This is a genomic window from Streptomyces bauhiniae (assembly GCF_004784475.1).
GTDB classification, from domain to species: Bacteria; Actinomycetota; Actinomycetes; order Streptomycetales; family Streptomycetaceae; genus Streptomyces; species Streptomyces seoulensis.
Window position 1 is genome coordinate 73,830 of the sequence record NZ_SRRT01000007.1, and the last position, 23,305, is coordinate 97,134.

Genomic DNA, 23,305 nt, shown 5'->3' on the forward strand with positions numbered 1-23,305 from the left:
TGGCCGCGGGGGCGGACCGCCCCGCACTCGGGCGCGGTCCGCCCCCGTGACCGCCGTCGCGGCGGTGGTGCTACTGCTTGACGCTGATCGTCTGCCCGGCCTGCGACTGGGCGTCCGACCACAGCGAGTGGTCGTTGAGCGCGGCGGACTGGTTGGCGGCTTCGATGTTGGCCACGTGCTTGGTGACGTTGACCGTCTTGTTGAAGCTGAACTTCAGCTTGCCCAGGGCCTCGCGGCCCGGCAGCAGCTCGGCGGACTCGGCGTCCAGGTCGCGCATGTCCATGCTCATGATGGTGTTCCCCTCTTACCGTGCTTGGCGTGCTGTGCTTGCCGGCGGTTTCCCGACGGTCCGGACTACTGGGTGACGCTGATTGCCTGCGAGGCGCCGGAGCCGGCGACGGACCACGCCGAGTGGTCGTTGAGCGCGGCCGACTGGTTGGCCGCCTCGATGTTGGCGACGTGCTTGGTGACGTTCACCGTCTTGCCGAAGCTGAACTTCAGCTTGCCGAGGGCCTCGCGGCCGGGCAGCAGTTCGGCGGACTCGGCCTCGAGCTCGTGGGCGTCCATCATGGTGATTCCCCCTCGGGAAATGGGCATTTCCGGTCGGACCGAGTCAGGTTCCCCCCGGACTCTGTCCAACTTAGTCGGACGAGCTGTCCAACGAGATTGGACACTAGGCCCTCGCGGCGGCTGCCCGCAACCCTTTTGGGTCATCACTCTTTCGGCGGGTCGGCTACTCGCCCGTAGACTCCCTCCCGACAGGGACGTGCGGCCGAGCGGCGAGCAGGACGAGCAGGAAGTGACCAACGGTGGCCAACGCACTGCAGCAGTTGATCCGCGAGCGCCTGGACCGCGAGGGCTGGTCCTACGGCGAAGTGGCACGTCGCGGCGGCGTCCCCCGCTCCACCGTCCACCATCTGGCCACCACCGAGCGCGTGGTGCGCATGCCCCAGGCCGGCACGCTGGAGGGCCTGGCCAAGGGGCTCGAACTCCCGCTGGACACCGTCCGCCGGGCGGCCGCCGAGGCGTGCGGCATCCATGTGTACGGCAGTCCGGCCGGTGAGGACTCCGCACCGGCCGCGCCCCGCTCCGGTGACCCCGAGGTGGATCTGCTGATCGCCAGCGTGCAGCGGCTGTCGTCCGACGACCGCAGACACGTCACCGCGCTGGTGGAGTCCCTGCTCGGCCGCGCGGCGAAGCCGGAGCAGCGGGACTGAGCCGGCTCACCGGGGCGCGTCGCGGAGTGTCCGGGCGGCGCCCTCACCCGGCCGCGCTTCCGTCAACCCGGAAAAAGAAAGCAAGTCCACCCGAACGGGCCGAGATCCCCCGCTAGTCTCTCGTCCTGCCCGAGGAGCGAGAGCCGCACGACCACGGGCCCTTGGGGGGAACGTGTTGTTGGTGCATGGCGGCCCGGCCACCGCGGTGGTCCGGGGCCCGGACGGCGAGTCCGTCGTCCTCCTGTCCGGCGAACTCCCCGAGGTCCTCACCGACCAGGCGGTCCACGAACTCCTCGACCTCGCCGCGGCCATCCTGGACACCCCCGAACTGACCCTCTTCCGCACCTGCCTGACCACCCTCCGCACGAACGGCATGCGAGCGGGCCGCAGCATCGAGGTCGACGGCGCGGTACTGACGGTCTACGAGGGCTGAGCGTGGCTCCGCCGGCCGGCACAGGGGAATCGCGCGCGGAGGCGACACGACGCCGTCGGCCCCGCACCGCCTCCGCATTACCGCCGGCCTGCCCGCAGGCGTCCGGCAGCAAGGGACACCAGAGACCGAGCGCAGGCGATGCGGCCGAGGCGGGCCTGCCCCACGGGACGGGCGGTGCGGAAGGTGTTCGAGCGGTGCGTGCGCCGGCCTTCTTCGGCCAAGCCCCCTGCAAGGGAATGTGCCCGGAGCCGGACTCGAACCGGCACGCCCGCGAAGGGGCAGCGAGGTTTAAGCTCGCCGTGTCTGCATTCCACCATCCGGGCAGGCCGTGGGCTCCGCATTCGAGATCCAGAGCCTATCGGGAGGGCTCACTCGGACAGCGGAAAGAACGGACCGACGTTGTCTTATTTTATTGATGTCTGAGGGTGCATCAGACCACGGAACGAGCCATCCGCACTTGCCAACAGCCTGCCGGGACACCCCCGCACCCGTACGCGGAATGACGGAATTTCACCTACCGAACAAGGGCGGTCCCCCTGTTCCTGGTGGTACGCCCCCTCAGGGTCGGCCGTCCTCCCCAGGTATGACACGGAGCGGCGCCGTCCGACCGAGGTCGCGGTAGGGAACGGGAACAGCGGCTGACCGAATGGCCACCGGGAGCGGGGACCATGGGAACAGACCCCCGAGACCCGTCCGACAGGAGCACCACCCCGTGACCACCACACCCACCACCGGCAGGACCACCGCCGTGGCCGCGCGCGCCGCGGAGCTGTCGAAGATCTACGGGCAGGGTGAGACCCGAGTGGTCGCCCTGGACCGGGTCTCCGTCGACTTCCGGCAGGCCGAGTTCACCGCGATCATGGGCCCCTCCGGCTCCGGCAAGTCCACCCTGATGCACTGCGTGGCCGGACTGGACTCCTTCTCCTCCGGCTCGGTGCGCATCGGCGAGACCGAACTGGGCTCGCTGAAGGACAAGCAGCTCACGCGGCTGCGCCGGGACAAGATCGGCTTCATCTTCCAGGCGTTCAACCTGCTCCCCACCCTGACCGCGCTGGAGAACATCACGCTGCCGATGGACATCGCGGGCCGCAAGCCCGACAAGGAGTGGCTGGACCGGGTCATCCAGATGGTGGGCCTGTCCGGACGCCTCACGCACCGCCCCTCCCAGCTCTCCGGCGGCCAGCAGCAGCGCGTCGCCGTGGCCCGCGCCCTGGCCTCCAAGCCGGACATCATCTTCGGTGACGAGCCGACCGGAAACCTCGACTCCCGCTCCGGCGCCGAGGTGCTGGGCTTCCTGCGCAACTCGGTGCGCGAACTGGGCCAGACGGTGGTCATGGTGACCCACGACCCGGTCGCCGCCGCCTACGCGGACCGCGTCGTCTTCCTCGCCGACGGCCGGATCGTGGACGAGATCCAGGACCCGACGGCCGACTCGGTCCTCGACCTGATGAAGCGCTTCGACGCGAAGGGCCGTACGAGCTGATGTTCCGCACCGCGCTGCGCAACGTCCTCGCGCACAAGGCCCGGCTGATGATGACGGTGCTCGCCGTCATGCTCGGCGTCGCCTTCGTGTCCGGGACGCTGGTCTTCACCAACACCCTCTCCCGCGCCTTCGAGAACAGCTCCGCCCAGGGCTTCGACGGCGTCGACGTGGCCGTAAAGGCCAAGCACCAGGACGCCAGTGGCGACCGGGTCGGCTCCACCCCGGACCTGACCCCGGCGCTGCTCGCCAAGGCCGAGAAGGTGCCCGGCGCCGCCTCCGCCACCGGTGTGGTCAGCGGCTTCACCGCGCTGGCCGACAAGCACGGCAAGCTGGTCGGCGACGGCTGGCAGTCCATGGGCGGCAACTACTGGGGCACCAAGGACCCCCGGTACACGCTCGTCTCCGGCCACGCCCCGCACGGCAAGGGCGAGCTGCTGATCGACTCCGAGACCGCCCGCCGCACCGGTTACGGCGTCGGGGACACCGTCCGCCTCTCGGTCGACGGCCCGGTCCTCACCCCGCGCGTGGCGGGCATCTTCACCACCGACGACGGCAACGTGGCCGCGGGCGGCAGCCTCACCCTCTTCGACACGCCCACCGCGCAGACCCTGCTCGGCAAGAAGGGCACGTACGACGAGATCGACGTGACCGCCGCCCCCGGCACCAGCCAGAGCGCCCTGAAGTCCGCGCTGGACAAGGCCCTCCCGGCCGGCCAGGTCAGCACCACCACGGGTGAGAAGCTCGCCGCCGACCAGGCCGAGCAGATCTCCGCCTCCATGAGCGGTCTGCGCCAGGCGCTGCTGGTGTTCGCGGGCATCGCCCTGTTCGTCGGCACGTTCATCATCGCCAACACCTTCACCATGCTGGTCGCCCAGCGCACCAAGGAACTCGCCCTGCTGCGCGCCGTCGGCGCCTCGCGCGGCCAGGTCACCCGCTCGGTGCTCACCGAGGCGCTCGCGGTCGGCACGGTCGCGGGCGTCGCGGGACTCGCCGCCGGTGTCGGCATCGGCGCCGGACTGCGCGCCCTGCTGAACTCCTTCGGCGCGAGCATGCCGGACGGGCCGCTCGTCATCACGCCGGGCACGGTCGTCGCCGCGCTCGCCGTCGGCATCGTCATCACCGTGCTCGCCGCCTGGCTGCCCGGCCGCCGGGCCGCGAAGATCCCGCCGGTCGCGGCGATGAGCAGCGTGCACGCGACCGCCACCACCCGCTCGCTGGTGGTGCGCAACACCATCGGCACCCTGTTCGCGGCGGCCGGCGCGGCCGTGGTGTTCGCGGCCACCACCATGAACACCGACAAGGGCCAGGGCGCGATGGGCCTCGGCGCGGTGCTGCTGATCATCGGCGTGTTCGTGCTGACCCCGCTGCTGTCCCGCCCGCTGATCGCGGCGGCCGCCCCGCTGCTGCGCCTGTTCGGCGTCTCGGGCCGCCTCGCCCGGCAGAACGCGGTGCGCAACCCGCGCCGTACGGCGGCCACCGCGTCCGCGCTGATGATCGGCCTGACCCTGATCACCGGCATGACGGTGATGGCGGGCAGCCTGCAGAAGTCGATCGACAAGATGGCCGCGGCCTCGATCCGCGCGGACTACGTCGTCTCGATGGCCAACCACACCCCGCTCTCCCCCGGCGTGGCCACCAAGCTGGCCGCCACCGACGGGGTCTCCGCCTCCAGCCCGCTGCGCAACGGCGCCTCGCGCATCGGCGGCGAGACGCAGTACCTGACCGGTGTCACCGGCTCGTCCATCGGCGAGCTGACCGACCTGAAGGTGAAGCAGGGCACGTTCGACGTGTCCGGCGACCGGGTCGTGGTGGACGCCGACCGGGCCGAGGAGCACGGCTGGAAGGCCGGTTCGAAGCTCACCGCGCACTTCGAGGACGGCAAGCAGGCCACGCTGACCGTCGCCGGGGTGTACGAGGGCAACGAGATGATCCGCGGGATCATGATCGACGACAAGACGCTCACCCCGCATCTGCGCGCCCCGGCCGACATGCAGGTCCTGGTCCGCACGGCGGACGGCGCCTCGGACGCGGCCAAGGACCGGCTGGCCAAGGCCCTCGGCTCCAACCCGGCCATCCAGGTGCAGGACAAGCAGGACATCACCGACGGCATCGCCAAGGTCTTCACGCTGATGCTGAACCTGGTCTACGGCCTGCTCGGCATGGCCGTGGTGGTCGCGGTGCTCGGTGTCATCAACACGCTGGCCATGTCGGTGTTCGAGCGCTCCCAGGAGATCGGGATGCTGCGCGCGATCGGCCTGGAGCGCGGGTCGGTGAAGCGGATGGTCCGGCTGGAGTCCCTGGTGATCTCGCTGTTCGGCGGGGTGCTGGGCATCGGGCTCGGCGTGTTCTTCGGCTGGGCGGCCGGTGAGCTGCTGGGCACGAAGATGGCGACGTACGAACTGGTGCTGCCCTGGTCCCGGCTGGTGCTGTTCCTGCTGCTGGCGGCCCTGGTGGGCGTGCTGGCGGCGCTGTGGCCGGCCCGGCGCGCGGCCAAGCTGAACGTGCTCGGCGCGATCAAGGCCGAGTAGCGCGCAGGCACAGTCGTGGGGCCCCGTTCCGGGTTCGGAACGGGGCCCCACTGTCGTATGTCAGGTGTTCCAGGTGCGGGTGCGCGCCGGGAGGCCCGAGGTGCCGGTCTCCGGGGTGCGGACGGCGAGGACCTGGTTGACGCCGATCTGGTTGCGCTCGAAGGCCAGCGCGGAGGCCGCCATGTACAGCCGCCAGACGCGGGCGCGGCCGAACCCGGCGAGCCGCGTCGCGCGGGCCCAGTCGCCCTCCAGGTTGGCCACCCAGGCGCGCAGGGTGCGGGCGTAGTGCTCGCGCAGCGACTCCACGTCCCGTACCTCGAACCCGGCGCGCTCCAGCATGGTGACGGTGGTGCCCAGCGGGGCGAGTTCGCCGTCGGGGAAGACGTAGGAGTCGATGAAGGCGTCCACCTCGTACGCCGTCTCGTCCTGCTGGGGGCGGCGGGCGATCTGGTGGTTGAGCAGGCGTCCGCCGGGCTTCAGGAGGCCGTACAGGTCGCGTGCGTAGTCCAGGTAGCGTTCGGCGCCGACGTGTTCGGCCATGCCGATGGAGGAGATCGCGTCGTAGGGGCCGTCGCGGACGTCGCGGTAGTCCTGGACGCGGATCTCGACCCGGTCGGTGAGGCCCTCGTCGGCGACGCGCTTGCGGGCGAAGGCGGCCTGCTCCTGGGAGAGGGTGACGCCGACGACGCTGACCCCGTGCTCGCGGGCGGCGTGCACGGCCATCGAGCCCCAGCCGCAGCCCACGTCCAGCAGCCGCTGACCGGGCTTCAGGCCGAGCTTTTGGCAGACCAGTTCCAGCTTGTCGCGCTGGGCGGTCTCCAGGGAGCAGTCGTCCTCCCAGTAGGCGCAGGAGTACACCATGGACGGGCCGAGGACGAGGGCGTAGAAGTCGTTGCCCACGTCGTAGTGGTGGCTGATGGCCCGCTTGTCGGTGCGGCGGGTGTGCAGATGGCGCCGCCTGCGGACCTCCTCGCGCGGCGGGGCGGGCGGCAGCGGTGGCCCGACGAGCCGGATCAGGTCGCGGACGGCGGCCCGGGCGGCGGGGTCACGCACCGTGTCGGCGAGGGAGCGGCCGCGCCCCTCGTCGTCGTGCTCCCAGAGCAGGCCGGCCATGGCGCCGAGGGCGGTGTACAGATCGCCCTCGATGTCCAGGTCGCCGGCCACCCAGGCGCGGGCCATGCCCAGTTCGCCCGGCTTGAACAGCATGCGGCGCAGGGCGCGCCGGTTCCGTACGACGATCACGGGAGCCCCCGGCGGCCCGGCCTGGGAGCCGTCCCAGGCGCGTACCCGCACCGGGAGGGGCGCTCCCAGCAGTTGTTCGGCAACACTCACCAAGCGCGACGCGGCGTCGGCCATGACGCACACCTCCAAGACGACGATCCCGGATGTCCGTTACCACGTAAACACCGCGCCGTACCCGGCACAGTCCCGCATTGGGGTTACGACAGGGCAAAACAGGGGGCGCGGCCGGGAACGCCGAAGGACCTCCCGCACCACGGATGGCGGAAGGTCCTTCGGGTCGAGCAGGGTGAGGGTCAGGCGGGTGAGGGGAACTGACCGGAGGTCAGCTCGCCTTGGCCTTCTCCTCGGTCTTCGGCGCGGCGGCGGCGACCGGGGCGGGCTTGGCGGCCTCGTAGAACTCCTCGCGCGGGTGCTCCATGGCGCCGAGGGCGACGACCTCGCGCTTGAGGAACATGCCGAGGGTCCAGTCCGCGAAGACGCGGATCTTGCGGTTGAAGGTCGGCATGGCCAGACCGTGGTAACCGCGGTGCATGTACCAGGCGAGACGGCCCTTGAGCTTGATCTTCATCTTGCCCATGACGATCATCGCCACGCCCTTGTGCAGGCCGAGACCCGCGACGGCGCCCTTGTTGGCGTGCTCGTAGTCCTTCTGCGGGAAGCCCCGCATGCCGGAGACCACGTTGTCGCCGAGGACCTTGGCCTGGCGCAGCGCGTGCTGGGCGTTCGGCGGGCACCAGGCGTTCTCGTTGCCCGCCTTGCGGCCGACGAGGTCGGGCACCTGGGCGTTGTCGCCCGCGGCCCAGATGTAGTCGGTGCCGGTGACCTGGAGGGTCGGCTGGCAGTCGACGTGGCCGCGCGGGCCGAGGGGCAGGCCGAAGCGGCTGAGGGCCGGGTTGGGCTTGACGCCCGCGGTCCAGACGATCGTGTCGGAGTCGACCTCGAGGCCGTTCTTCAGCACGACGTGGCCGTCGACGCAGGAGTCCATCGAGGTGGAGAGGTAGATCTCCACACCGCGGCTCTCCAGGTGCTCCTTGCCGTACTGGCCGAGCTTGGGGCCGACCTCGGGGAGGATCTTGTCGGCGGCGTCGACCAGGACGAAGCGCATGTCCTCGCGGGACACGTTCTTGTAGTACTTGGCGGCGTCGCGGGCCATGTCCTCGACCTCGCCGATGGTCTCCGCGCCCGCGAAGCCACCGCCGATGAAGACGAAGGTGAGCGCCTTGCGGCGGATCTCCTCGTCGGTCGTGGAGTCGGCCTTGTCGAGCTGCTCCAGGACGTGGTTGCGCAGGCCGATGGCCTCCTCGATGCCCTTCATACCGATGCCCTGCTCGGCGAGGCCGGGGATCGGGAAGGTGCGCGAGACCGCGCCCATGGCGATGACCAGGTAGTCGAACGGCAGCTCGTACGCCTCGCCCACGAGGGGGGCGATCGTGGCGACCTTGCGGTCCTGGTCGATGGTGGTGACCCGGCCGGTGAGGACCTCCGCCTTCGGCAGCACGCGTCGCAGCGGTACGACGACGTGGCGAGGGGAGATGTTGCCGGCGGCGGTTTCGGGGAGGAAGGGCTGGTAGGTCATGTACGACCGGGGGTCGACGACCGTGACGGTCGCCTCTCCGAAGCGCATCTTCTTGAGGATGCGCCGAGCTGCGTACAGGCCTACGTACCCACCGCCTACTACGAGGATCCTGGGACGCTCCGTGGTGCTCATGCCATCGAGTATCCACCCGCCCCGAGGGGGTAGCTCGTGCGCCCCTTCACAAGCTTGGAGAGGGGGTGTGTTATCCTCCGCCACCCGCGTGACGCAGGTCATGTTCACAAGGGGGAACCCCACGTGAACGGGGTGCGTTGTCCATGCCGCTTGAGCTGGCTTTCCGACCTCTGCGACCCCTCCCGCGACACCCCTCCCGGGCGCTCCGGACACCCCGCCGAAACCCCGTCGCAATACGGTCGTGATCATGCTCCAGGGGCCGTCCGGACCCCGAACGGGGCAATGCGGACCCTTGCGTCCCCCACCGGGGCCGATTTCCTTGTGAAGAACTTCACGAAGGTTGTGCCGAGAGCCCCGCGAAGCGGTGTGTCAGCCGCCTCGCGGGGGCGCTCAAACGTCGTCCGGGCTGCTCAGCCGCACACTACTGGACAGTAACAAGCCGTGCCAGTAAGGGTGTCGGAAAGGCCGCGCGGAGTCAGGCGATGGACCACGCGATGCCGTCGAGGATGTCGTGCTCGCTGACGACGACCTCCTCGGCACCGGTGCGCTCCATGATCGAGAGCAGTACGAGGGCGCCCGCGCCGATCACGTCGACCCGGCCGGGGTGCATGGAGGGGATCTCCGCGCGCTCGGCGTGCGAGGAGCTGAGCAGCCACTCGGTGATCTGGCGGACGCGGGCCCGCGAGATCCGGGAGTGGTGGATGCGGGCGGAGTCGTACTCCGGCAGCTCCAGGGCGATGGCGGCCACCGTGGTGACCGAGCCCGCGAGGCCGACCAGGGTGCGCGCGTCGTCCAGCGGCACGGTCTCGGCGGCCAGGTCCAGCGCGGCCGCGATGTCCGTCCTTATGGCGGCGACCTGCTCGTGCGCCGGCGGGTCGGTGACCTTGCCGTCGTGCACCAGATGCCGCTCGGTCAGCCGTACGCAGCCGATGTCCACCGACCGCGCGGCGCCCACGTGGTCGTCCCCCACGACGAACTCCGTGGAGCCGCCGCCGATGTCCACCACCAGGTACGGCTTCTCCAGGTGGTCGCCGCCGGACAGCTCCCGGGTCGCGCCGGTGAAGGAGAACTCGGCCTCCTGGTCGCCGGTGATGACCTCCGGCTCCACGCCGAGGATGTCCACGACCCCGCGTACGAACTCGTCCCGGTTCTCGGCGTCGCGCGAGGCGGAGGTGGCGACGAACCGCACCCTGGTCGCGCCGAGTTCGCGGATGACCCCGGCGTACTCCCGGCAGGCGGCGAAGGTGCGCTCCAGCGCCTCGGGGGCGAGGCGGCCGGTGCGGTCGACGCCCTGGCCGAGCCGGACGATCGTCATCCGGCGGTCCAGGTCGGTCAGTTCACCCGTCTCGGGGTCGGCGTCCGCGACCAGCAGGCGGATGGAGTTGGTGCCGCAGTCCACGGCGGCCACACGGGTCATCGCTGCTCCTCCGCACCGGACTCGGCAGTCTCGTCGGGTTCCGCCGCGCAGGCGCCGGGGACCACGCACGGGCCCTTCGCCCACCACTCGGGCAGCATGGCGATGGCCTCGTCGCCCAGCGGGTTCACGCCCGGTCCGGCGGCCAGCGAGTGGGCAACCAGCACGTGCAGGCACTTCACCCGGTCGGGCATGCCGCCCGCGCTGGGGAAGCCCGCCAGCACCTCGATCTCGTCCCGGCGCCGGATGTAGTCCTCGTGCGCCGCCCGGTAGGCCGCGGCCAGCTCCGGGTCGGTCCCCAGCCGCTCGGTCATCTCCTTCATGACGCCGTTGGCCTCCAGCGTGCCGATGGCCGAGTTGGCGCGCGGGCACGTCAGGTAGTACGTCGTCGGGAAGGGCGTGCCGTCGGGCAGCCGGGGCGCCGTCTCCACGACGTCCGGCTGGCCGCAGGGGCAGCGGTGGGCGATGGCCCGCAGGCCGCGCGGCGGGCGGCCGAGCTGGAGCTCGAAGGCGGCGATGTCCGCCTCGGTGGGCTCGGTGCGCGGGGTGTGGGGCGGGGGCGTTTCCATGACTGCTTCCGTAAGTGGCTTGTCTTCGGTCACCGGCGGGTGCCGGTCACTGGTCGGAGGCGTCGGACCTGTCGACGCCGTCCCAGACGTTGGCGTACCAGGGCCGGTGGGCGGCGCCCCGGTCGCTGCGGGACTGCTGGGCGGCGCCGGGGTCGATCACGACGTACCCGGTCTCGCCGGGCATCACATAGTGCAGCCTGCGCCGGATCTGCTGTTCGGCGTAGGCGTCGTCCTGCCAGCGGGCCTTGACGTCCCGGAGCTGCTCCACCCGGGCGCGGGCCTGCTCCTGGCGGTGCCTCAGGTCCGCGATCTCGGCGCGCTGGGAGACGTACTGCCGCATCGGGTAGGCGAGCGCCACGATCATCGAGCACAGCACCAGGGCCAGCAGGGCGGCGCGGCCGGTGAGGCGGGAGCGGCGGACCTGCCGCTTGGCCTGGGAGCGGTAGACGCGGGCCGCCGTCTGCTCGCCGAGCAGCCGCAGCCTGGTCGTGGTGGAGAAACGGTCCCGGTCCCTCGCGGCCATCTGGCTCTCCGCCTCCACTGTGCCTGTGCGTCTTCTGCTGTGCGTGTGCCGCTGTGCGTGTGCTTCTGGGCTCACACGTGCGTACGTCCCCGGACACGGTACGGGACCGCGTCCGGGGACGTACGTACGACGGGCGGGGGCCGGCTCGTGCCGACCCGCCGGGGTCAGCCCTTGAAGCGCGGGAAGGCGCTGCGGCCGGCGTAGACCGCGGCGTCGTCGAGGATCTCCTCGATGCGCAGGAGCTGGTTGTACTTGGCGACGCGCTCGGAGCGGGCCGGGGCACCGGTCTTGATCTGGCCGCAGTTGGTGGCGACGGCCAGGTCGGCGATGGTGACGTCCTCGGTCTCGCCGGAGCGGTGGGACATCATGCACTTGTAGCCGTTGCGCTGGGCCATCTCGACGGCGTCCAGGGTCTCGGTCAGCGAGCCGATCTGGTTGACCTTGACCAGCAGGGCGTTGGCGATGCCCTCCTCGATGCCGCGGGCGAGGCGCTCGGGGTTGGTGACGAACAGGTCGTCGCCGACGATCTGCACCTTGTCGCCGATGCGGTCGGTGAGGGCCTTCCAGCCCGCCCAGTCGTCCTCGAACAGCGGGTCCTCGATGGAGACCAGCGGGTAGGCCGCCACCAGCTCCTCGTAGTACTCCGTCATCTCGGCGGCGGAGCGCTCCTTGCCCTCGAAGAGGTACTTGCCGTCCTTGTAGAACTCGGACGCGGCGACGTCGAGCGCGAGGGCGATCTGCTCGCCGGGGGTGTAGCCGGCCTCCTTGATGGCCTCGAGGATGAGGTCGAGGGCCTCACGGTTGGAGCCGAGGTTCGGCGCGAAGCCGCCCTCGTCGCCCAGACCGGTGGCGAGGCCCTTGTTCTTCAGGACCTTCTTGAGGGTGTGGTAGACCTCGGCGCCCCAGCGGACGGCCTCGGAGAAGGACTCCGCGCCGATCGGGGCGATCATGAACTCCTGGATGTCCACGTTGGAGTCGGCGTGCGAGCCGCCGTTCAGGATGTTCATCATCGGCACCGGGAGCAGGTGCGCGTTGGGGCCGCCCAGGTAGCGGAAGAGCGGCAGGTCGCTGGCCTCGGAGGCGGCGTGGGCGACGGCGAGGGAGACGCCGAGGATGGCGTTGGCGCCCAGCGAGCCCTTGTTGTCGGTGGCGTCCAGGTCGAACATGGCCTGGTCGATCAGGCGCTGCTCGGTGGCGTCGTAGCCGACCAGCTCCGGGCCGATCTGCTCGATGACGGCGAGGACGGCCTTCTCGACACCCTTGCCCTGGTAGCGGTTCGGGTCACCGTCACGCAGCTCGATGGCCTCGAAGGCACCGGTGGAGGCGCCGGACGGGACGGCGGCACGACCCGTGCTGCCGTCGTCGAGGCCGACCTCGACCTCGACCGTGGGGTTGCCTCGGGAGTCCAGGATTTCCCGGGCTACGACGACGTCGATGGACGGCACGAGCATCTCCTTCATGGATGTGACGCGATGAGTGCGGGGCGTGCGCCGGATGGCATGCCTTGCGTCTAGAGCCTAACCGTCCCAGGGGCGTCGGCACTCGACCGACCGCCTCGTGGACGGGGTGGGACAGGGAGACGGTACCCATTGTTCCCGTCCGGAACAAAGGGTTCTGGGCAAAGGTTCCGGGCGGGGTGGGGAACGCGCACCGCCCCGGCGCGCGGGGGGAACGCGCACCGGGGCGGGGGGTCCGTCAGGGGACCGGAAGCTCGGGGACCGGACGGTTCGGGGGCCGGGCCGCCGAGCGGGTCGCGGTTACTTCAGGTGCAGCATCTGGCCGGGGAAGATGAAGTCGGCCTTCTCGACGATGTCCTTGTTCAGGTCGAACAGCTTCTTCCAGCCGCCCTGGACCTTGTGCTTGGCGGCGATGGAGCTGAGCGTGTCGCCCTTGACGACCTTGTACTCGCCGTCGCCCTTCTTGACCTTGCCGCCGGTCGGCGTGGTGACGGTCTTGCTCGCGTCCGGACGCTCGGTGGAGCGGGAGGCGGCCTGGTCGTCAGAGGTGCGGTCGGAGGTGTCGGCCGCGGCCTTGTCCTCCGTCTTGCTGTCCGTGGAGGGAGCCGGGCTCGCCGGGGCGGCCGAACCGCTGTACGGCGTGCTGGACAGGCCCGTGCCGCAGACCGGCCAGGCGCCCTTGCCCTGGGCGGAGAGCACCTTCTCGGCGACGGTGATCTGCTGTTCCTTGCTCGCCTTGTCGGCGGTGGCGGCGTACTGCGTGCCGCCGTACGCGGCCCAGGTGGAGGCGGAGAACTGGAGCCCGCCGTAGTACCCGTTGCCGGTGTTGATGGACCAGTTGCCGCCCGACTCGCACTGGGCGACGGCGTCCCACTCGGAACCGGTGGCGGCGGAGGCGCTGCCCGACGCCATCACCGGGCCCGCGACGGCCGCACCGGCGACACCGGCGAGCGCGAGGACACGGACGGTCTTGGACGGGCGACGGTGCTTGCCCTTGCTGGAGAACAGCATGGATCGATCCCCTCACCGACGCCTGCGAGGTGAGCTGTCGGGTTCGGGCCGGTTGAGTTGCCCGGCCACCCCTCCCCGGTACTGCTGGAAGGCGTGGCTCCACCCCAAGCCCGTCCCGGTGTCAGACACCGGTCCGGGCACCTACCTTGGGTCCCCCGCTCCTGCCTACGGCGCTTGACGCGACGGTTGTCCCCGACGGCCGCTGGCAGGATTCGGCGTTGCGGCCACGGGGGCTCGTGGTGACGAGCGGTCCCGACCGTAGACATGCCGCGCGGCGAAATTCAAAGACGATCAGGTCTTCTGAGAGTCATCCCACACTTTCGCCAAATAGGACATATAAGAAGATAGCGGGGCGTCAAATGCCGCTGTGTGACGCCCGTTCGCCCTATTCGCCCGGCAGTTTGAGGGTCTGACCCGGGTCGACATGGTTCGGGTTCGCGCCGATGGCCTGCTTGTTCGCGGAGTAGAGGGCCTCCCAGCCGCCGTCCACGTCAAGGGAGTCGGCGATGGAGCCGAGGGTGTCACCGTCGCGGACGGTGTAGGTGCCCGGAGAGGTGGTGGCGTGGCGGCCCGTGCCGGCCGTGTGCTGACCTTCCGTCACGCTCTCCTCGGCACTGCCGCCGCGGTGACGGCCGCCGCCGAGGTCGCCGGTGTCGACGAGGCTCCAGGAGCCGCCGTCCTCCCACGACTCGTCGTCCTCCGTCGCGGGGGCGCTGGAGGGCGAACCGCCGTCCTGGTAGCCGTGACCGGCGGCCGGGGGCGCGGACGCGTCGGAGCGGGAGGCGCCGGTGTCCTTCTCGGAGTCGCCGGCGGTGTCCTTCTCGCTCGCGCTCGGGGACGGCTTGCCGGTCTCCTTGGCAGAGGAGTCGGACGAGTCGGACGACGGGGAGGAATTACCCAGTCCGGACGAGCCGGACCCATCGGACGAAGCGCCCGCGTCGGGGGCCTCGCTCGACTTGCCGGCGTCCTTGTCCGAGCCGCCCTGGTCGGCGGACGGGGACTCGCTCACGCCCGTGTCGACGTCCACCGAGCCGGAGTTGGAGGTGAGCCCGGCGAGCAGGGCGCAGGTGGCCCAGTGGGTGGTGCCCTGGTCGGCCAGGATCTTCTCGGCCACCGAGATCTGCTGCGAACGGCTGGCCTGGTCGGCGCTGGCCGCGTACTGCGTGCCGCCGTACTTGTCCCAGTCGTCCTGGGATATCTGGAGGCCGCCGTAGTAACCGTTGCCGGTGTCGGCGCTCCAGGAGCCTCCGCTCTCGCACTCGGCGACCTTGTCCCAGGTGGTGCCGTCGGCCGCGTTGGCGCTCGCCGCCCCGAGGAGCGGGATGGCGATGGCGGACGTGGTCACGCCGGCCGCGACGAGGAGCGCCGGAGCCTGGCGGGGGCGACGGTGCCTACCGTTCCCGGAGAGCATGCGGTTGCCTTTCGTGCGACAGCGGTACGGCGTGGCGAGTGGTACTCGGCGCCACACTGATGGGTGAACGTAGCGTCAGACGAACACTTGTCACAAGTTCATGCCGCAGAGATCACATGAAGATCACATAGTTGAACGTCCGTCATGTGTGCTTTCACGACTGGGACCGACCGGTGTGAACTCCACCGGCAGTGTGCGCAGTCCACGCATGATCAGCCCGCCGCGCCAGCGGAGTTCGGCCGGATCGGCCCCCAGGGCGAGGTCCGGCAGCCGGGTGAGCAGGGTGGCCAGCGCGGTCTGTCCCTCCAGCCGGGCGAGCGGCGCGCCCACGCAGTAGTGGATGCCGTGTCCGTATCCCAGGTGCTGGTTGTCGCGGCGTCCGAGATCCAGCAGGTCCGGGTCGGCGAACCGCTCCGGGTCGCGGTCCGCCGCCGCGAGGACCACCAGCACCGGGTCGCCGGCCGCGATGTCCTGGCCGCCAATGGTGAGCGGCTCGGTGGCATAACGCCAGGTCGCCAGCTCCACCGGCCCGTCGTAGCGCAGCAGTTCCTCCACTCCGGTCTGGAGCAGGCCGGTCTCCCCCGCCGCCAGCGAGAGTTGGAGCCGATGGCGCTCCTCGGGGTGGGTGAGCAGCGCGTAGGTGCCGTTGCCGATGAGGTTGACGGTGGTCTCGAAGCCCGCGAACAGCAGGATGAAGGCCATGGCGGCGGCCTCGTTCTCGGTGAGGTGCTCACCGTGGTCGGAGGCCCGGATGAGCGCCGAGATGAGGTCCTCGCCGGGCGCGGGCTCGGCGGGGAGCGCCTGGCGCTTGCGGTGGATGAGGTCCGCGAGATAGCCCCGCATCTTCTTCACCGAACGCGCCACCCCGCCCCTGGGCCCGCCGCCGTGCCGGATCATCATCCCGGCCCAGTCCCGGAAGTCGTCCTGGTCCTCTCGCGGGACGCCGAGCAGGTCGCAGATGGCGTAGATGGGGAGCGGGAAGGCGAACTCGTGGATGAGGTCGGCCGAACCCTTCTCGGCGAACCGGTCGATGAGGTCGTCCGTCAGCTCCTGCACCCGGCCCGCGAACTCGGCGACCCGGCGCGGGGTGAACGCCTTGCTGACCAGCCGGCGCAGCCGGGTGTGGTCCGGCGGGTCGATGTTCAGCAGGTGGGTCATCAGGTCGGCCTTGCGCTCACCGGGGATACCGGTCTTGCCCTTGGCCTGCGCGGTCTCGGCGTGGTGCGCCGGGTTCTTGCTGAGCCGCTGGTCGGCCAGGGCCTGCTTGGCATCGGCGTACCGGGTGACCAGCCAGGCGTCCACCCCACTGGGCAGCTTGGTCCAGCGCACGGGAGCGTGCTCCCGGAGCCAGGCGTAGGCGGGGTAGGGGTCGGCGGCGAACTCCCAGGTGAAGAGGTCCGGGGCGGGTCCCTGGGCGGGGGCCTCGGCGGTGTCCTCGGCGGGGGCTCCGGGGGTGGGGTCGTCGGGAGTGGGCTGGTGCGGCTGGGTCACTCCCCGACGGTATCCGGCGGGCCGGGGTGGGGGCGGGTCGGCTCCTTTCTGCTGGGTCTGCTGGGGCCGGCTCTGTGCCGGTGGGGGGCCCGCGCCGGTGTGGGCCCGCCCGGCCGGGCTACTCGGTGTCGTGGTCCGGGGCGGTCACGCCCTCGGCGGTGCGTATCGCGTCCCGGTAGGTGCGGGCAGCCGCTCTCAGGGCCGCTTCCGGGTCGACGCCCGCCTGCTCGGCGCGGGCGGCCAGGTCGAGCAGTTCGTATCCGATGCCGTCGCCCTGGGGCAGGGGCACGTCCAGGCCGGCGGTGCGGACACGGGAGGCGAGCTTGGCGGCGAGGGCGAGGCCGGGCTGGCCGAGGGGGACGCCTTCGGTGACGGAACTGCGCTGCTTCTCCTCGGCCTTGGTGCGCAGCCAGTGCGCCTTGACGTCCTCGGGGGTCTCGGCCTCCTCCTCACCGAAGACATGCGGGTGACGGTGGATCAGCTTGGTGACGATGCCCCCGGCGACGTCGTCGATGGAGAAGGGCGCGTCCGCGTCCTCCTCGGCGATGCGGGAGTGGAAGACGACCTGGAGCAGCACATCGCCCAGCTCCTCCCGCAGCTCCTCGCGGTCGCCCGCCTCGATGGCCTCGACCAGTTCGTACGCCTCCTCGATGCCGTACTTGGCCAGGCCCTCATGGGTCTGCCGGGAGGACCAGGGGCACTCGGCGCGGATGCGGTCCATGACCTGGACGAGGTCGAGGAGGCGGGCGCCGGGCAGGTCGTAGGAGGCGGGGAGCAGCTCCAGTTCGGGCATCTGCACCCGGCCGGACCCGGCGAGCCGGGCGAGGCCGTCGGTGAGGGCGGGCTCTCCCTCACCGGTGGCGACGACAACCACCGTGCGGTCGCCCGCGCAGGCGTCGACCAGTTCCTCGGCGGTCGGCGACGCCTCCGTCACCGCTATCCCGGCCTCGCGCAGATACGGCACCTGCGGATGGGCGCCGTCCGCGCACAGCACGGCGTCGGCGGAGCGCAGCGCCTGCCAGGCGGGCCAGGACAGCAGGCCGGGGGCGACGCGGTGGCTGGTGGTGAGCAGGACGATGCGGCCAGGGGCGGAGGCGGAGCTGTTTGCGTTCACGATCCGAACGTAACCCAGGACGCGGAAGGACGGGCCGGGTTATCCACAGGGGTGGAGGAGTCCTGTGATCGTATGACCGACACACCGTGCGGGGCCGGGAATCAGCAGGTCACCCGCCCCGCGCCGGGCGTACCGCGCTCAGGCGCTCTGCGCCGCCGAGGCGTCCCGCAGCCAGGGTGTACGGGCGTCGACCCGGCTGCTCTTGGCCACGTCCCAGGCGCCGTAGCGGGGGTTCACGTCGATGTGGAGTTCCTTGGACGCCTTGGACAGGGCGTCCCAGAACGGGGGCTGGCTGGTGTCGGTGCCGAGCTTGGCGGCGAGCTTCTGCGCCTCGATCTGGAGGCCGAGGTTGTCGTCGAGGCGCTCGGGGGCGATGCCGTACTTCTGGAGCCAGGCGGACTGGAGCTGCTTTTCGCCGCCCGCCTGCTTCTCCAGGTCGGCGTGCATCCGCTGGATCTCCTTGCGGGTGACCGTGACGCCCTGGTCGCGCGCGGCGCGGTGCAGTACCTGGTCCAGGACCATGTTGTGCAGGGTGTCGCGGGTGAGGCTGCCGGTGGAGGCGAGGACCTGCTGGTACTGGGCCTGGTCGGTCACCTCGGCCCGCTGCGCCGCCCGTACCTCGTTCACCCGGCTCTCCAACTGCGACACGGAGATCCGCTGCCCGCCGACGACGGCCGCGGCGCCCGGATGCGCGTCGCTGCCGCAGGCGGTCAGGAGCGGGGCCGCGGCGGCGATCGCGGCGGTGAGGACCAGCGTGGTGCGACGGCGGCGGAGCAAGGGGAACCTCCTGAGGAGATTGTGCGACGGTGCACAAAGTCTTGCGGTGATCGATGTTAGGCAGCCGTACTGCTCCGGCCAACCCATTGGACCAACGATTCACCACGAGTTCGGGCACCGCCGCGTCACTCTGCCGGGGGCGCTCACCCCGTGCGCGGCCGCCGCAGCATGCTCACGGCCGGCCAGCCCACGCCCGCCACCGCGGCCCACAGGACACAGGTGAGGATCGTGTACTCGCCCGCGCCGGTCTCCGGATCGCCCGCTCCCCCGACCGTCCAGGCCAGGGCCACGAAGGCGAGCAGCGCGGTGAGCGACAGCAGCAGGAAGATGCCGATCCGCTGCCCCCAGGTGCGCCGGGCGGGCGCGGCCCCGCTTGCCGTGGCCACCGGCTCCGGGCGCCGGGCCGCCGGTTGCGGCTGCTGGCGGGGCGGCAGGTGGACCACCGCATGCGGCGGCACGGCGGCGTCCAGGGCGGCCATCGTGTGGGCGTCGATGCCGTACAGGCCCGGCTCCACCTCGACGGTCAGACCATCCGTGCCGACCAGTCGCCGGCCGCCGTCGGGCCAGCTCAGCACGGCGGCGCAGGCGCGGTAGTGGACGGTGACGGCGCGCTCGGAGCCGTTCGCCGTCCGCCCGGTCAGGCTGACACCGTCGGCGCCCATGACCAGTGCCGTGTCGTCGCCGTCCCGCGCGGGGAAGCACCGTCCGGTGACCGCGTAGGGGGAGTCGACGGGGGCGGCGGTGTACCCGGCCCAGTCGGCGCTGTGGCCGCCGGGCACCTGGAGCAGGGCGGTGCCCGCCGCCTCCAGGGCCACCTGGTGCAGGTCGGCGGGGGTGACCGCGCGCAGCTCGGCGCGCAGTTCGTCGGCGGTGCGCAGCGGGCGCCCGGCGAGCAGGTCCTCCGCGAGGCCGGGCAGCCTGCGGGCCGCCGTGTCGGGGGCGGCCAGAGCGCCGTCGGCCCGGCCGCGCACCGCGTCGAGGTCGGCCTGGGCGATCCGGCCCGCCTGGAACCCGGCGAGCACGTCGACGAAGCCGCCGAGTACCGCGTCCTGCTTGGCGGGCAGGCTGTCCGCGAACGCGGTCACCAGGGCGTGGCCGTCCCGGCGGGAGGTGAAATCGCTCGCGGCGGTGTACGAGTAACCGCCCTCCTGCCGCAGGGCGCGGGTCAGTTCGCGCTCCAAGACGCCCGAGTACAGCCAGGCGGCGGTGGTGTCGGCGACCACGGCGTCCAGCAGGACCCCGCCGGTGCCGTCCGAGAAGTACGCCGGGGTGGTGGGGAGGGCCGAGGTCACCGCGGGCATCGGACGCCGGTCGCCCGCGGGGAGCTTGAGGGAGAGGCCGGCCGGGATGTGCTCACCGGCGATCCAGAGCACGGCGTTGTCCGCGGTGAACCAGCTCTGCGCCCACTGCCACACGTCCTGCGCGCTCGCGTTGCGCACCCCCCACTCCGGGTAGCTGACCAGCCCGTACCCCTGGGCGCCGTACCGCCACAGGGGGAGCAGGCCCGAGTCGCGGCGGGACTCCTCGGTGCGCAGGATCTCCTTCTCCGTCTCCAGCCGGTCCATGGGCAGGTCGGTGAGGGAGGCGCAGACACCGGTGAGGTAGGCGGCGATCTCGTGCTCGGCGCCCTCCACGTGGAAGTGGGTGAACGCGGCCTTGGTCGCGCCGTTGTAGTGGTAGTCCGCGACGCCCTGGCGGTACAGCGCGAGGTGCTCGATCAGATGGGTGAGCCCCGCCCGGCCGAGGGTCTCGTCGGCGATCCCGACCCGGAAGACGAGCCCGGCGCGCATCGGCCCGGCCGCCTGGACGAAGAGCGTGGGTATGCCGTCGACCCGGGTGTGGTGGACGGCTGCGTGCGGGTTCATCCTCGGCCTCTGTTCGGCATGGTGGTCATCCTCGGGCGAGCGCCGCGTCGCGGTGCTTGACGTACGCCTCGGCGGGCTTCCCGAGGTAGCTCCAGGGGAATTCGGACGCCAGGTTGCCGAGGGCGCGGAAGTGGTGGGCGGCGCGGACGGTGTCCCCCATCAGGGAGAACAGGGCGGCGTACGTGCCCTCCACGCCGACCCAGCCGTAGCCGCGCGCGAAGTCGGGGTGGGCCACCGAGCGCCCGGCGCTCTCCACGAGTTCGGCGTGGACGTGGGGCTGGCGCAGGTAGGCGGTGCGCTCCTGGCCGGCGTCGAGTTCCAGCCAGTGTTCGAGGTGGGCCTCCGCCACCAGGCCGCCGTTCAGGGCGCCTTCGGGGGCGGCGAGCATGCACTCGCGGGCGAAGCCGTGGGCGTCCTCCCAGGTGCCGCTCCACTTGGGACACAGTTGCTGGAGCAGCCGGGCCTGGCCGGTGAAGTGGTGCGGGTGGTGCTTGGCCAACTGCCGGTAGCGGCGCCGGGCCTCGTTCTGGCCGAGCTGCAGGCCCCGTGCGGTGTTGAGCCGGGCCGCCCAGGCCGCGTCGGCGGACGGGTCGAGGGCGGTGGCGCGTATGAGGTACTGCTCGGCGGTCCGCAGATGCCCGTGGAAGGCGGCGAACTGCTCCCGGCTGACGTGCTCCGCGCGGAACGCCGTGCGTACCGCCCAGCCGATCTCGACCTCCCGGGCACCGAGCAGCGTCAGGCCGAGTACGTCGTCGGGAACCGCCTCGACCCGCGCGCGCAGGGCGTGTTCGACACCGTCCACCTCGCTGACGATCCGGACGGGGAACGCCCGGTCGGTGCCGTGCGGCAGCCCGTGGAAGTACCGCCACAGCGCCTCCAGGTCGCCCGCGGCGGCGGCCTGCCGGAGCCAGGCGACCTCGGGGAAGGCGGACGCTACCTCGAAGTCGGGTGGCGGCAGGGCAGATCCGGAAGCGAACGACATGCGGCGGATACTAGGTGAGACCAGTGACAACCCCTCGCACGGGGCGCCTTCCGGAACTTCCGTACAACCATCGCCGCCCGGCGTGAGTCTCCTTGGAGCCCTTTTCCCAGCAGCGCTTCCCCGGAGTCCGAAAATGTCCCTCAATGCCCGCCGCAACCGGCAACTGCTCGAAGCCACCGCCCCCTTGCTCCTCCAGGGTGAGCGGGTGGAGTTCACCTCGCTGGCCGGGGTCGGCTCGGTGTCGGTGCGCAGGCAGGCGCTCACCGCGGCGATGGTCGGCGTGCTGAGCGCCGGCACGGTGATGGCCACGGTCACGCCCCGCCCGCTCTACCTGGTGCTCACCGACCAGCGCCTGCTCTTCTTCGACGGCAACCAGGGCCGCAAGCCGGGCCGGCTGGTGCTGAACCTGCCCCGCCCGTACCTCTCGGCGGGCAACTCCAGGAAGGTGTTCCTGGGGCTGCAGTTCGCCACGGTCCTCTCGCTGGCCGGTGAGGAGCACGGGCTGAAGGTGACGTTCCCGGTCCAGCACAAGTCGGACGGGCCGCGCTTCGTCGCGGCGCTGCCGGTGACGCGCTGAGCGCTTCAGCGCACCTGGCCCAGCCATTGCAGGGTCCGCCGGATCTCCATCGCCGTCGGATGTCCGGGGCCGTGCGTCCGCTCCACGTCCATCAGCAGCCGCGCCAGCGTGTCGTGCGCGGCCGGGCGGTCGCCGAGGGCGAGCAGCAGATGACCGATGCGGCGGCGGACGTCGTGGGCGAGGCCGGGGTCGTCGAAGGCGTACCGGTTCTCGTAGTACGGGAGCAGCGCGCGGTACTCCGCCAGTGCGGCGGCCGGTTCGCCCAGTTGCTCCAGGCACTGCGCGGCCTCGTAACGGAAGCGCAGGGACTGCTGGTCGGCCTGGCCCGCCTCGGCGGCGCGTTCGTCGGCGAGGCGGCGCAGCTCGGGCAGGGCACGCCGGTACTGGCCGTCGTCGAGCAGCGTGGCCGCGTACTGCTTGCGCAGGGTGCGGACCACCGGCGAGTGCTCGCCGTGCTGTTCGGCCGCGGTGGGCAGGATCGCGCCGAGGATGTCCACGGCCCGGGTGATGCGCCCCTCCCCCAGCAGCCGCTTGACCTCGTCCACGGCGGCCGCCACATCGGGCTTCTCGTCCACCGGGGGCGCCGGGGCGACCGGTGCCGGCTGCGGCGCGGGGGTGCGGGCGCGGTCCGGCCAGGGGGCGTGCGGGCGCAGGAAGGGACGTGTGGGGTCGAGCGGCGCGCCGGTGGGCGTGCCCCGCGCGGGCAGCAGCGGCGCGAGCTGCTCGTACACCTCCTGCGCGGAAGCCGGGCGCGCCTGCGGGTCCTTGGCGAGCAGCCGCAGCACCAGCGCCTCCAGCGCGGGCGGCACCTCGGGGCGCAGGCGGCGCACCGGGAGCGGGGGCTCGTACAGATGCCGGTGCAGTACGCCGAGCGCGGTGGAGCCGGTGAACGGCACGTCCCCGCTGAGCAGTTCGTGCATCAGCACGCCCAGCGCGTACAGGTCGGTGTACGGGCCGACCGCGCCGCCCATCGCCTGCTCCGGCGCCATGTAGGCGGGCGAGCCGATCGGTGAACCGGTGTGCGTGAGGCGGGTGGTGTCGGTGTCCATGACGGACGCCACGCCCAGGTCGAGCACGGTGACGGTGCCGTCCTGCTTCACCATCACATTGCGCGGCTTGAGGTCCCGGTGCACGATCGGCACCGCGTGCACCGCGCTCAGCACGGCGCACAACTGCGCGGCCACCGCGACCGTCCACGGCCACGGGTACGGGTCGTGCTCCGCGAGGTGGTCGGAGAGGTCGGCGCCGTCCACGTACTGCATGACGAGGAACAGCTCGTCGCCCTCACTGCCCGCGTCGTGCACGGTGACCAGACCGGGGTGGTCCACCTGCGCGGTGACCCGGCACTCGCGCAGGAACCTGCGGCGCAGCTCGTCCGCCTCGAGACCGGCCACCTTGTCCGGGCGGAGCAGCTTCACCGCGACCCGCCGGTCCAGCCGACGGTCGTACGCCGTCCAGACCTGGCCCATGCCACCCTGCCCGATCAGCGTGGACAGCTCGTAC

Annotated in this window: 21 protein-coding genes, 1 tRNA gene and 1 riboswitch; of the genes, 5 read left to right on the forward strand and 17 right to left on the reverse strand. The window is 71.5% G+C overall.

Annotation, left to right across the window (positions count from 1 at the left end):
• Positions 1-70 precede the first annotated feature (70 nt).
• Positions 71-289, reverse strand: coding sequence for a hypothetical protein (locus E5083_RS23000; protein WP_030814261.1), 219 nt, complete (start codon positions 287-289; stop codon positions 71-73).
• Between the two features lie 65 nt (positions 290-354).
• On the reverse strand, positions 355-570 hold the full coding sequence (locus tag E5083_RS23005; RefSeq protein WP_135787604.1) for a hypothetical protein: 216 nt from the start codon (positions 568-570) through the stop codon (positions 355-357).
• Between the two features lie 239 nt (positions 571-809).
• Here E5083_RS23005 and E5083_RS23010 point away from each other — a divergent pair, with 239 nt between their 5' ends.
• The gene (locus tag E5083_RS23010) at positions 810-1,217 is read left to right on the forward strand and encodes a helix-turn-helix domain-containing protein (protein ID WP_135787605.1); all 408 of its coding nucleotides are present in this window, start codon (positions 810-812) and stop codon (positions 1,215-1,217) included.
• Positions 1,218-1,389: 172 nt separating this feature from the next.
• On the forward strand, positions 1,390-1,650 hold the full coding sequence (locus E5083_RS23015) for a hypothetical protein (protein WP_244317631.1): 261 nt from the start codon (positions 1,390-1,392) through the stop codon (positions 1,648-1,650).
• Between the two features lie 239 nt (positions 1,651-1,889).
• On the opposite strand, the gene E5083_RS23020 is transcribed toward E5083_RS23015, so the two are convergent.
• A tRNA-Leu gene (locus tag E5083_RS23020) sits at positions 1,890-1,973 on the reverse strand.
• A 389-nt stretch (positions 1,974-2,362) separates the two neighbouring features.
• On the opposite strand from E5083_RS23020, the gene E5083_RS23030 reads away from it, so the two are divergent.
• Positions 2,363-3,133: an ABC transporter ATP-binding protein gene (locus E5083_RS23030; RefSeq protein WP_135787606.1), complete on the forward strand. Its 771-nt coding sequence runs from the start codon at positions 2,363-2,365 to the stop codon at positions 3,131-3,133.
• Positions 3,133-5,661, forward strand: a complete 2,529-nt coding sequence (locus E5083_RS23035; RefSeq protein ID WP_135787607.1) for an ABC transporter permease — start codon at positions 3,133-3,135, stop codon at positions 5,659-5,661. The genes E5083_RS23030 and E5083_RS23035 overlap by 1 nt, the downstream gene beginning before the upstream one ends.
• 60 nt (positions 5,662-5,721) lie before the next feature.
• Here E5083_RS23035 and E5083_RS23040 read toward each other — a convergent pair whose 3' ends face one another.
• The 13 genes from E5083_RS23040 to E5083_RS23100 all read right to left on the reverse strand — a co-directional run bounded on the left by E5083_RS23040 (position 5,722) and on the right by E5083_RS23100 (position 21,225).
• Complete coding sequence (locus E5083_RS23040) at positions 5,722-7,017, reverse strand: class I SAM-dependent methyltransferase (protein ID WP_135787608.1); 1,296 nt, start codon at positions 7,015-7,017, stop codon at positions 5,722-5,724.
• 208 nt (positions 7,018-7,225) lie between these two features.
• Positions 7,226-8,611, reverse strand: coding sequence for an NAD(P)/FAD-dependent oxidoreductase (locus E5083_RS23045; protein WP_135787609.1), 1,386 nt, complete (start codon positions 8,609-8,611; stop codon positions 7,226-7,228).
• Positions 8,612-9,086: 475 nt separating this feature from the next.
• Positions 9,087-10,028, reverse strand: coding sequence for a Ppx/GppA phosphatase family protein (locus E5083_RS23050; protein ID WP_135787610.1), 942 nt, complete (start codon positions 10,026-10,028; stop codon positions 9,087-9,089).
• Positions 10,025-10,594: a DUF501 domain-containing protein gene (locus E5083_RS23055; RefSeq protein ID WP_135787611.1), complete on the reverse strand. Its 570-nt coding sequence runs from the start codon at positions 10,592-10,594 to the stop codon at positions 10,025-10,027. Before E5083_RS23055 ends, E5083_RS23050 begins: the two co-directional genes overlap by 4 nt.
• A 46-nt stretch (positions 10,595-10,640) precedes the next feature.
• On the reverse strand, positions 10,641-11,117 hold the full coding sequence (locus E5083_RS23060) for an FtsB family cell division protein (RefSeq protein ID WP_135787612.1): 477 nt from the start codon (positions 11,115-11,117) through the stop codon (positions 10,641-10,643).
• A gap of 164 nt (positions 11,118-11,281) precedes the next feature.
• Positions 11,282-12,562 (reverse strand): phosphopyruvate hydratase, encoded by a 1,281-nt coding sequence (gene eno / locus E5083_RS23065; protein ID WP_135787613.1) that lies wholly within the window; start codon positions 12,560-12,562, stop codon positions 11,282-11,284.
• A 312-nt stretch (positions 12,563-12,874) separates the two neighbouring features.
• A complete protein-coding gene (locus tag E5083_RS23070; RefSeq protein ID WP_135787614.1) occupies positions 12,875-13,585 on the reverse strand; it encodes a LysM peptidoglycan-binding domain-containing protein in 711 nt (236 codons plus the stop codon).
• Between the two features lie 4 nt (positions 13,586-13,589).
• A riboswitch (cyclic di-AMP (ydaO/yuaA leader) is annotated at positions 13,590-13,768 on the reverse strand.
• 202 nt (positions 13,769-13,970) lie between these two features.
• On the reverse strand, positions 13,971-14,996 hold the full coding sequence (locus E5083_RS23075) for a LysM peptidoglycan-binding domain-containing protein (protein ID WP_135787615.1): 1,026 nt from the start codon (positions 14,994-14,996) through the stop codon (positions 13,971-13,973).
• 123 nt (positions 14,997-15,119) lie between these two features.
• Positions 15,120-16,487, reverse strand: coding sequence for a cytochrome P450 family protein (locus tag E5083_RS23080; RefSeq protein WP_244317632.1), 1,368 nt, complete (start codon positions 16,485-16,487; stop codon positions 15,120-15,122).
• 118 nt (positions 16,488-16,605) lie between these two features.
• The gene (locus tag E5083_RS23085) at positions 16,606-17,601 is read right to left on the reverse strand and encodes a nucleoside triphosphate pyrophosphohydrolase (protein ID WP_135787616.1); all 996 of its coding nucleotides are present in this window, start codon (positions 17,599-17,601) and stop codon (positions 16,606-16,608) included.
• A gap of 138 nt (positions 17,602-17,739) precedes the next feature.
• A complete protein-coding gene (locus E5083_RS23090; protein WP_167513608.1) occupies positions 17,740-18,378 on the reverse strand; it encodes a SurA N-terminal domain-containing protein in 639 nt (212 codons plus the stop codon).
• Between the two features lie 143 nt (positions 18,379-18,521).
• Complete coding sequence (locus E5083_RS23095) at positions 18,522-20,243, reverse strand: M16 family metallopeptidase (protein ID WP_135787618.1); 1,722 nt, start codon at positions 20,241-20,243, stop codon at positions 18,522-18,524.
• Between the two features lie 25 nt (positions 20,244-20,268).
• Positions 20,269-21,225: a hypothetical protein gene (locus E5083_RS23100; RefSeq protein ID WP_135787619.1), complete on the reverse strand. Its 957-nt coding sequence runs from the start codon at positions 21,223-21,225 to the stop codon at positions 20,269-20,271.
• A gap of 133 nt (positions 21,226-21,358) precedes the next feature.
• Here E5083_RS23100 and E5083_RS23105 point away from each other — a divergent pair, with 133 nt between their 5' ends.
• Positions 21,359-21,802: a hypothetical protein gene (locus tag E5083_RS23105; RefSeq protein ID WP_135787620.1), complete on the forward strand. Its 444-nt coding sequence runs from the start codon at positions 21,359-21,361 to the stop codon at positions 21,800-21,802.
• A gap of 5 nt (positions 21,803-21,807) precedes the next feature.
• On the opposite strand, the gene E5083_RS23110 is transcribed toward E5083_RS23105, so the two are convergent.
• Complete coding sequence (locus E5083_RS23110) at positions 21,808-23,298, reverse strand: serine/threonine-protein kinase (protein WP_279632518.1); 1,491 nt, start codon at positions 23,296-23,298, stop codon at positions 21,808-21,810.
• Between the last annotated feature and the right edge of the window lie 7 nt (positions 23,299-23,305).

Excerpts from the sequence above, each read along its gene's own strand:
- E5083_RS23045 (WP_135787609.1), bottom strand. The coding sequence starts at position 8,611 with ATGAGCACCACGGAGCGTCCCAGGATCCTCGTAGTAGGCGGTGGGTAC.
- E5083_RS23105 (WP_135787620.1), top strand. The coding sequence starts at position 21,359 with ATGTCCCTCAATGCCCGCCGCAACCGGCAACTGCTCGAAGCCACCGCC.
- E5083_RS23075 (WP_135787615.1), bottom strand. The coding sequence starts at position 14,996 with ATGCTCTCCGGGAACGGTAGGCACCGTCGCCCCCGCCAGGCTCCGGCG.
- E5083_RS23050 (WP_135787610.1), bottom strand. The coding sequence starts at position 10,028 with ATGACCCGTGTGGCCGCCGTGGACTGCGGCACCAACTCCATCCGCCTG.
- E5083_RS23035 (WP_135787607.1), top strand. The coding sequence starts at position 3,133 with ATGTTCCGCACCGCGCTGCGCAACGTCCTCGCGCACAAGGCCCGGCTG.
- E5083_RS23005 (WP_135787604.1), bottom strand. The coding sequence starts at position 570 with ATGATGGACGCCCACGAGCTCGAGGCCGAGTCCGCCGAACTGCTGCCC.
- E5083_RS23100 (WP_135787619.1), bottom strand. The coding sequence starts at position 21,225 with ATGTCGTTCGCTTCCGGATCTGCCCTGCCGCCACCCGACTTCGAGGTA.
- E5083_RS23040 (WP_135787608.1), bottom strand. The coding sequence starts at position 7,017 with ATGGCCGACGCCGCGTCGCGCTTGGTGAGTGTTGCCGAACAACTGCTG.
- E5083_RS23060 (WP_135787612.1), bottom strand. The coding sequence starts at position 11,117 with ATGGCCGCGAGGGACCGGGACCGTTTCTCCACCACGACCAGGCTGCGG.
- E5083_RS23000 (WP_030814261.1), bottom strand. The coding sequence starts at position 289 with ATGAGCATGGACATGCGCGACCTGGACGCCGAGTCCGCCGAGCTGCTG.
- E5083_RS23070 (WP_135787614.1), bottom strand. The coding sequence starts at position 13,585 with ATGCTGTTCTCCAGCAAGGGCAAGCACCGTCGCCCGTCCAAGACCGTC.
- E5083_RS23055 (WP_135787611.1), bottom strand. The coding sequence starts at position 10,594 with ATGGAAACGCCCCCGCCCCACACCCCGCGCACCGAGCCCACCGAGGCG.
- E5083_RS23095 (WP_135787618.1), bottom strand. The coding sequence starts at position 20,243 with ATGAACCCGCACGCAGCCGTCCACCACACCCGGGTCGACGGCATACCC.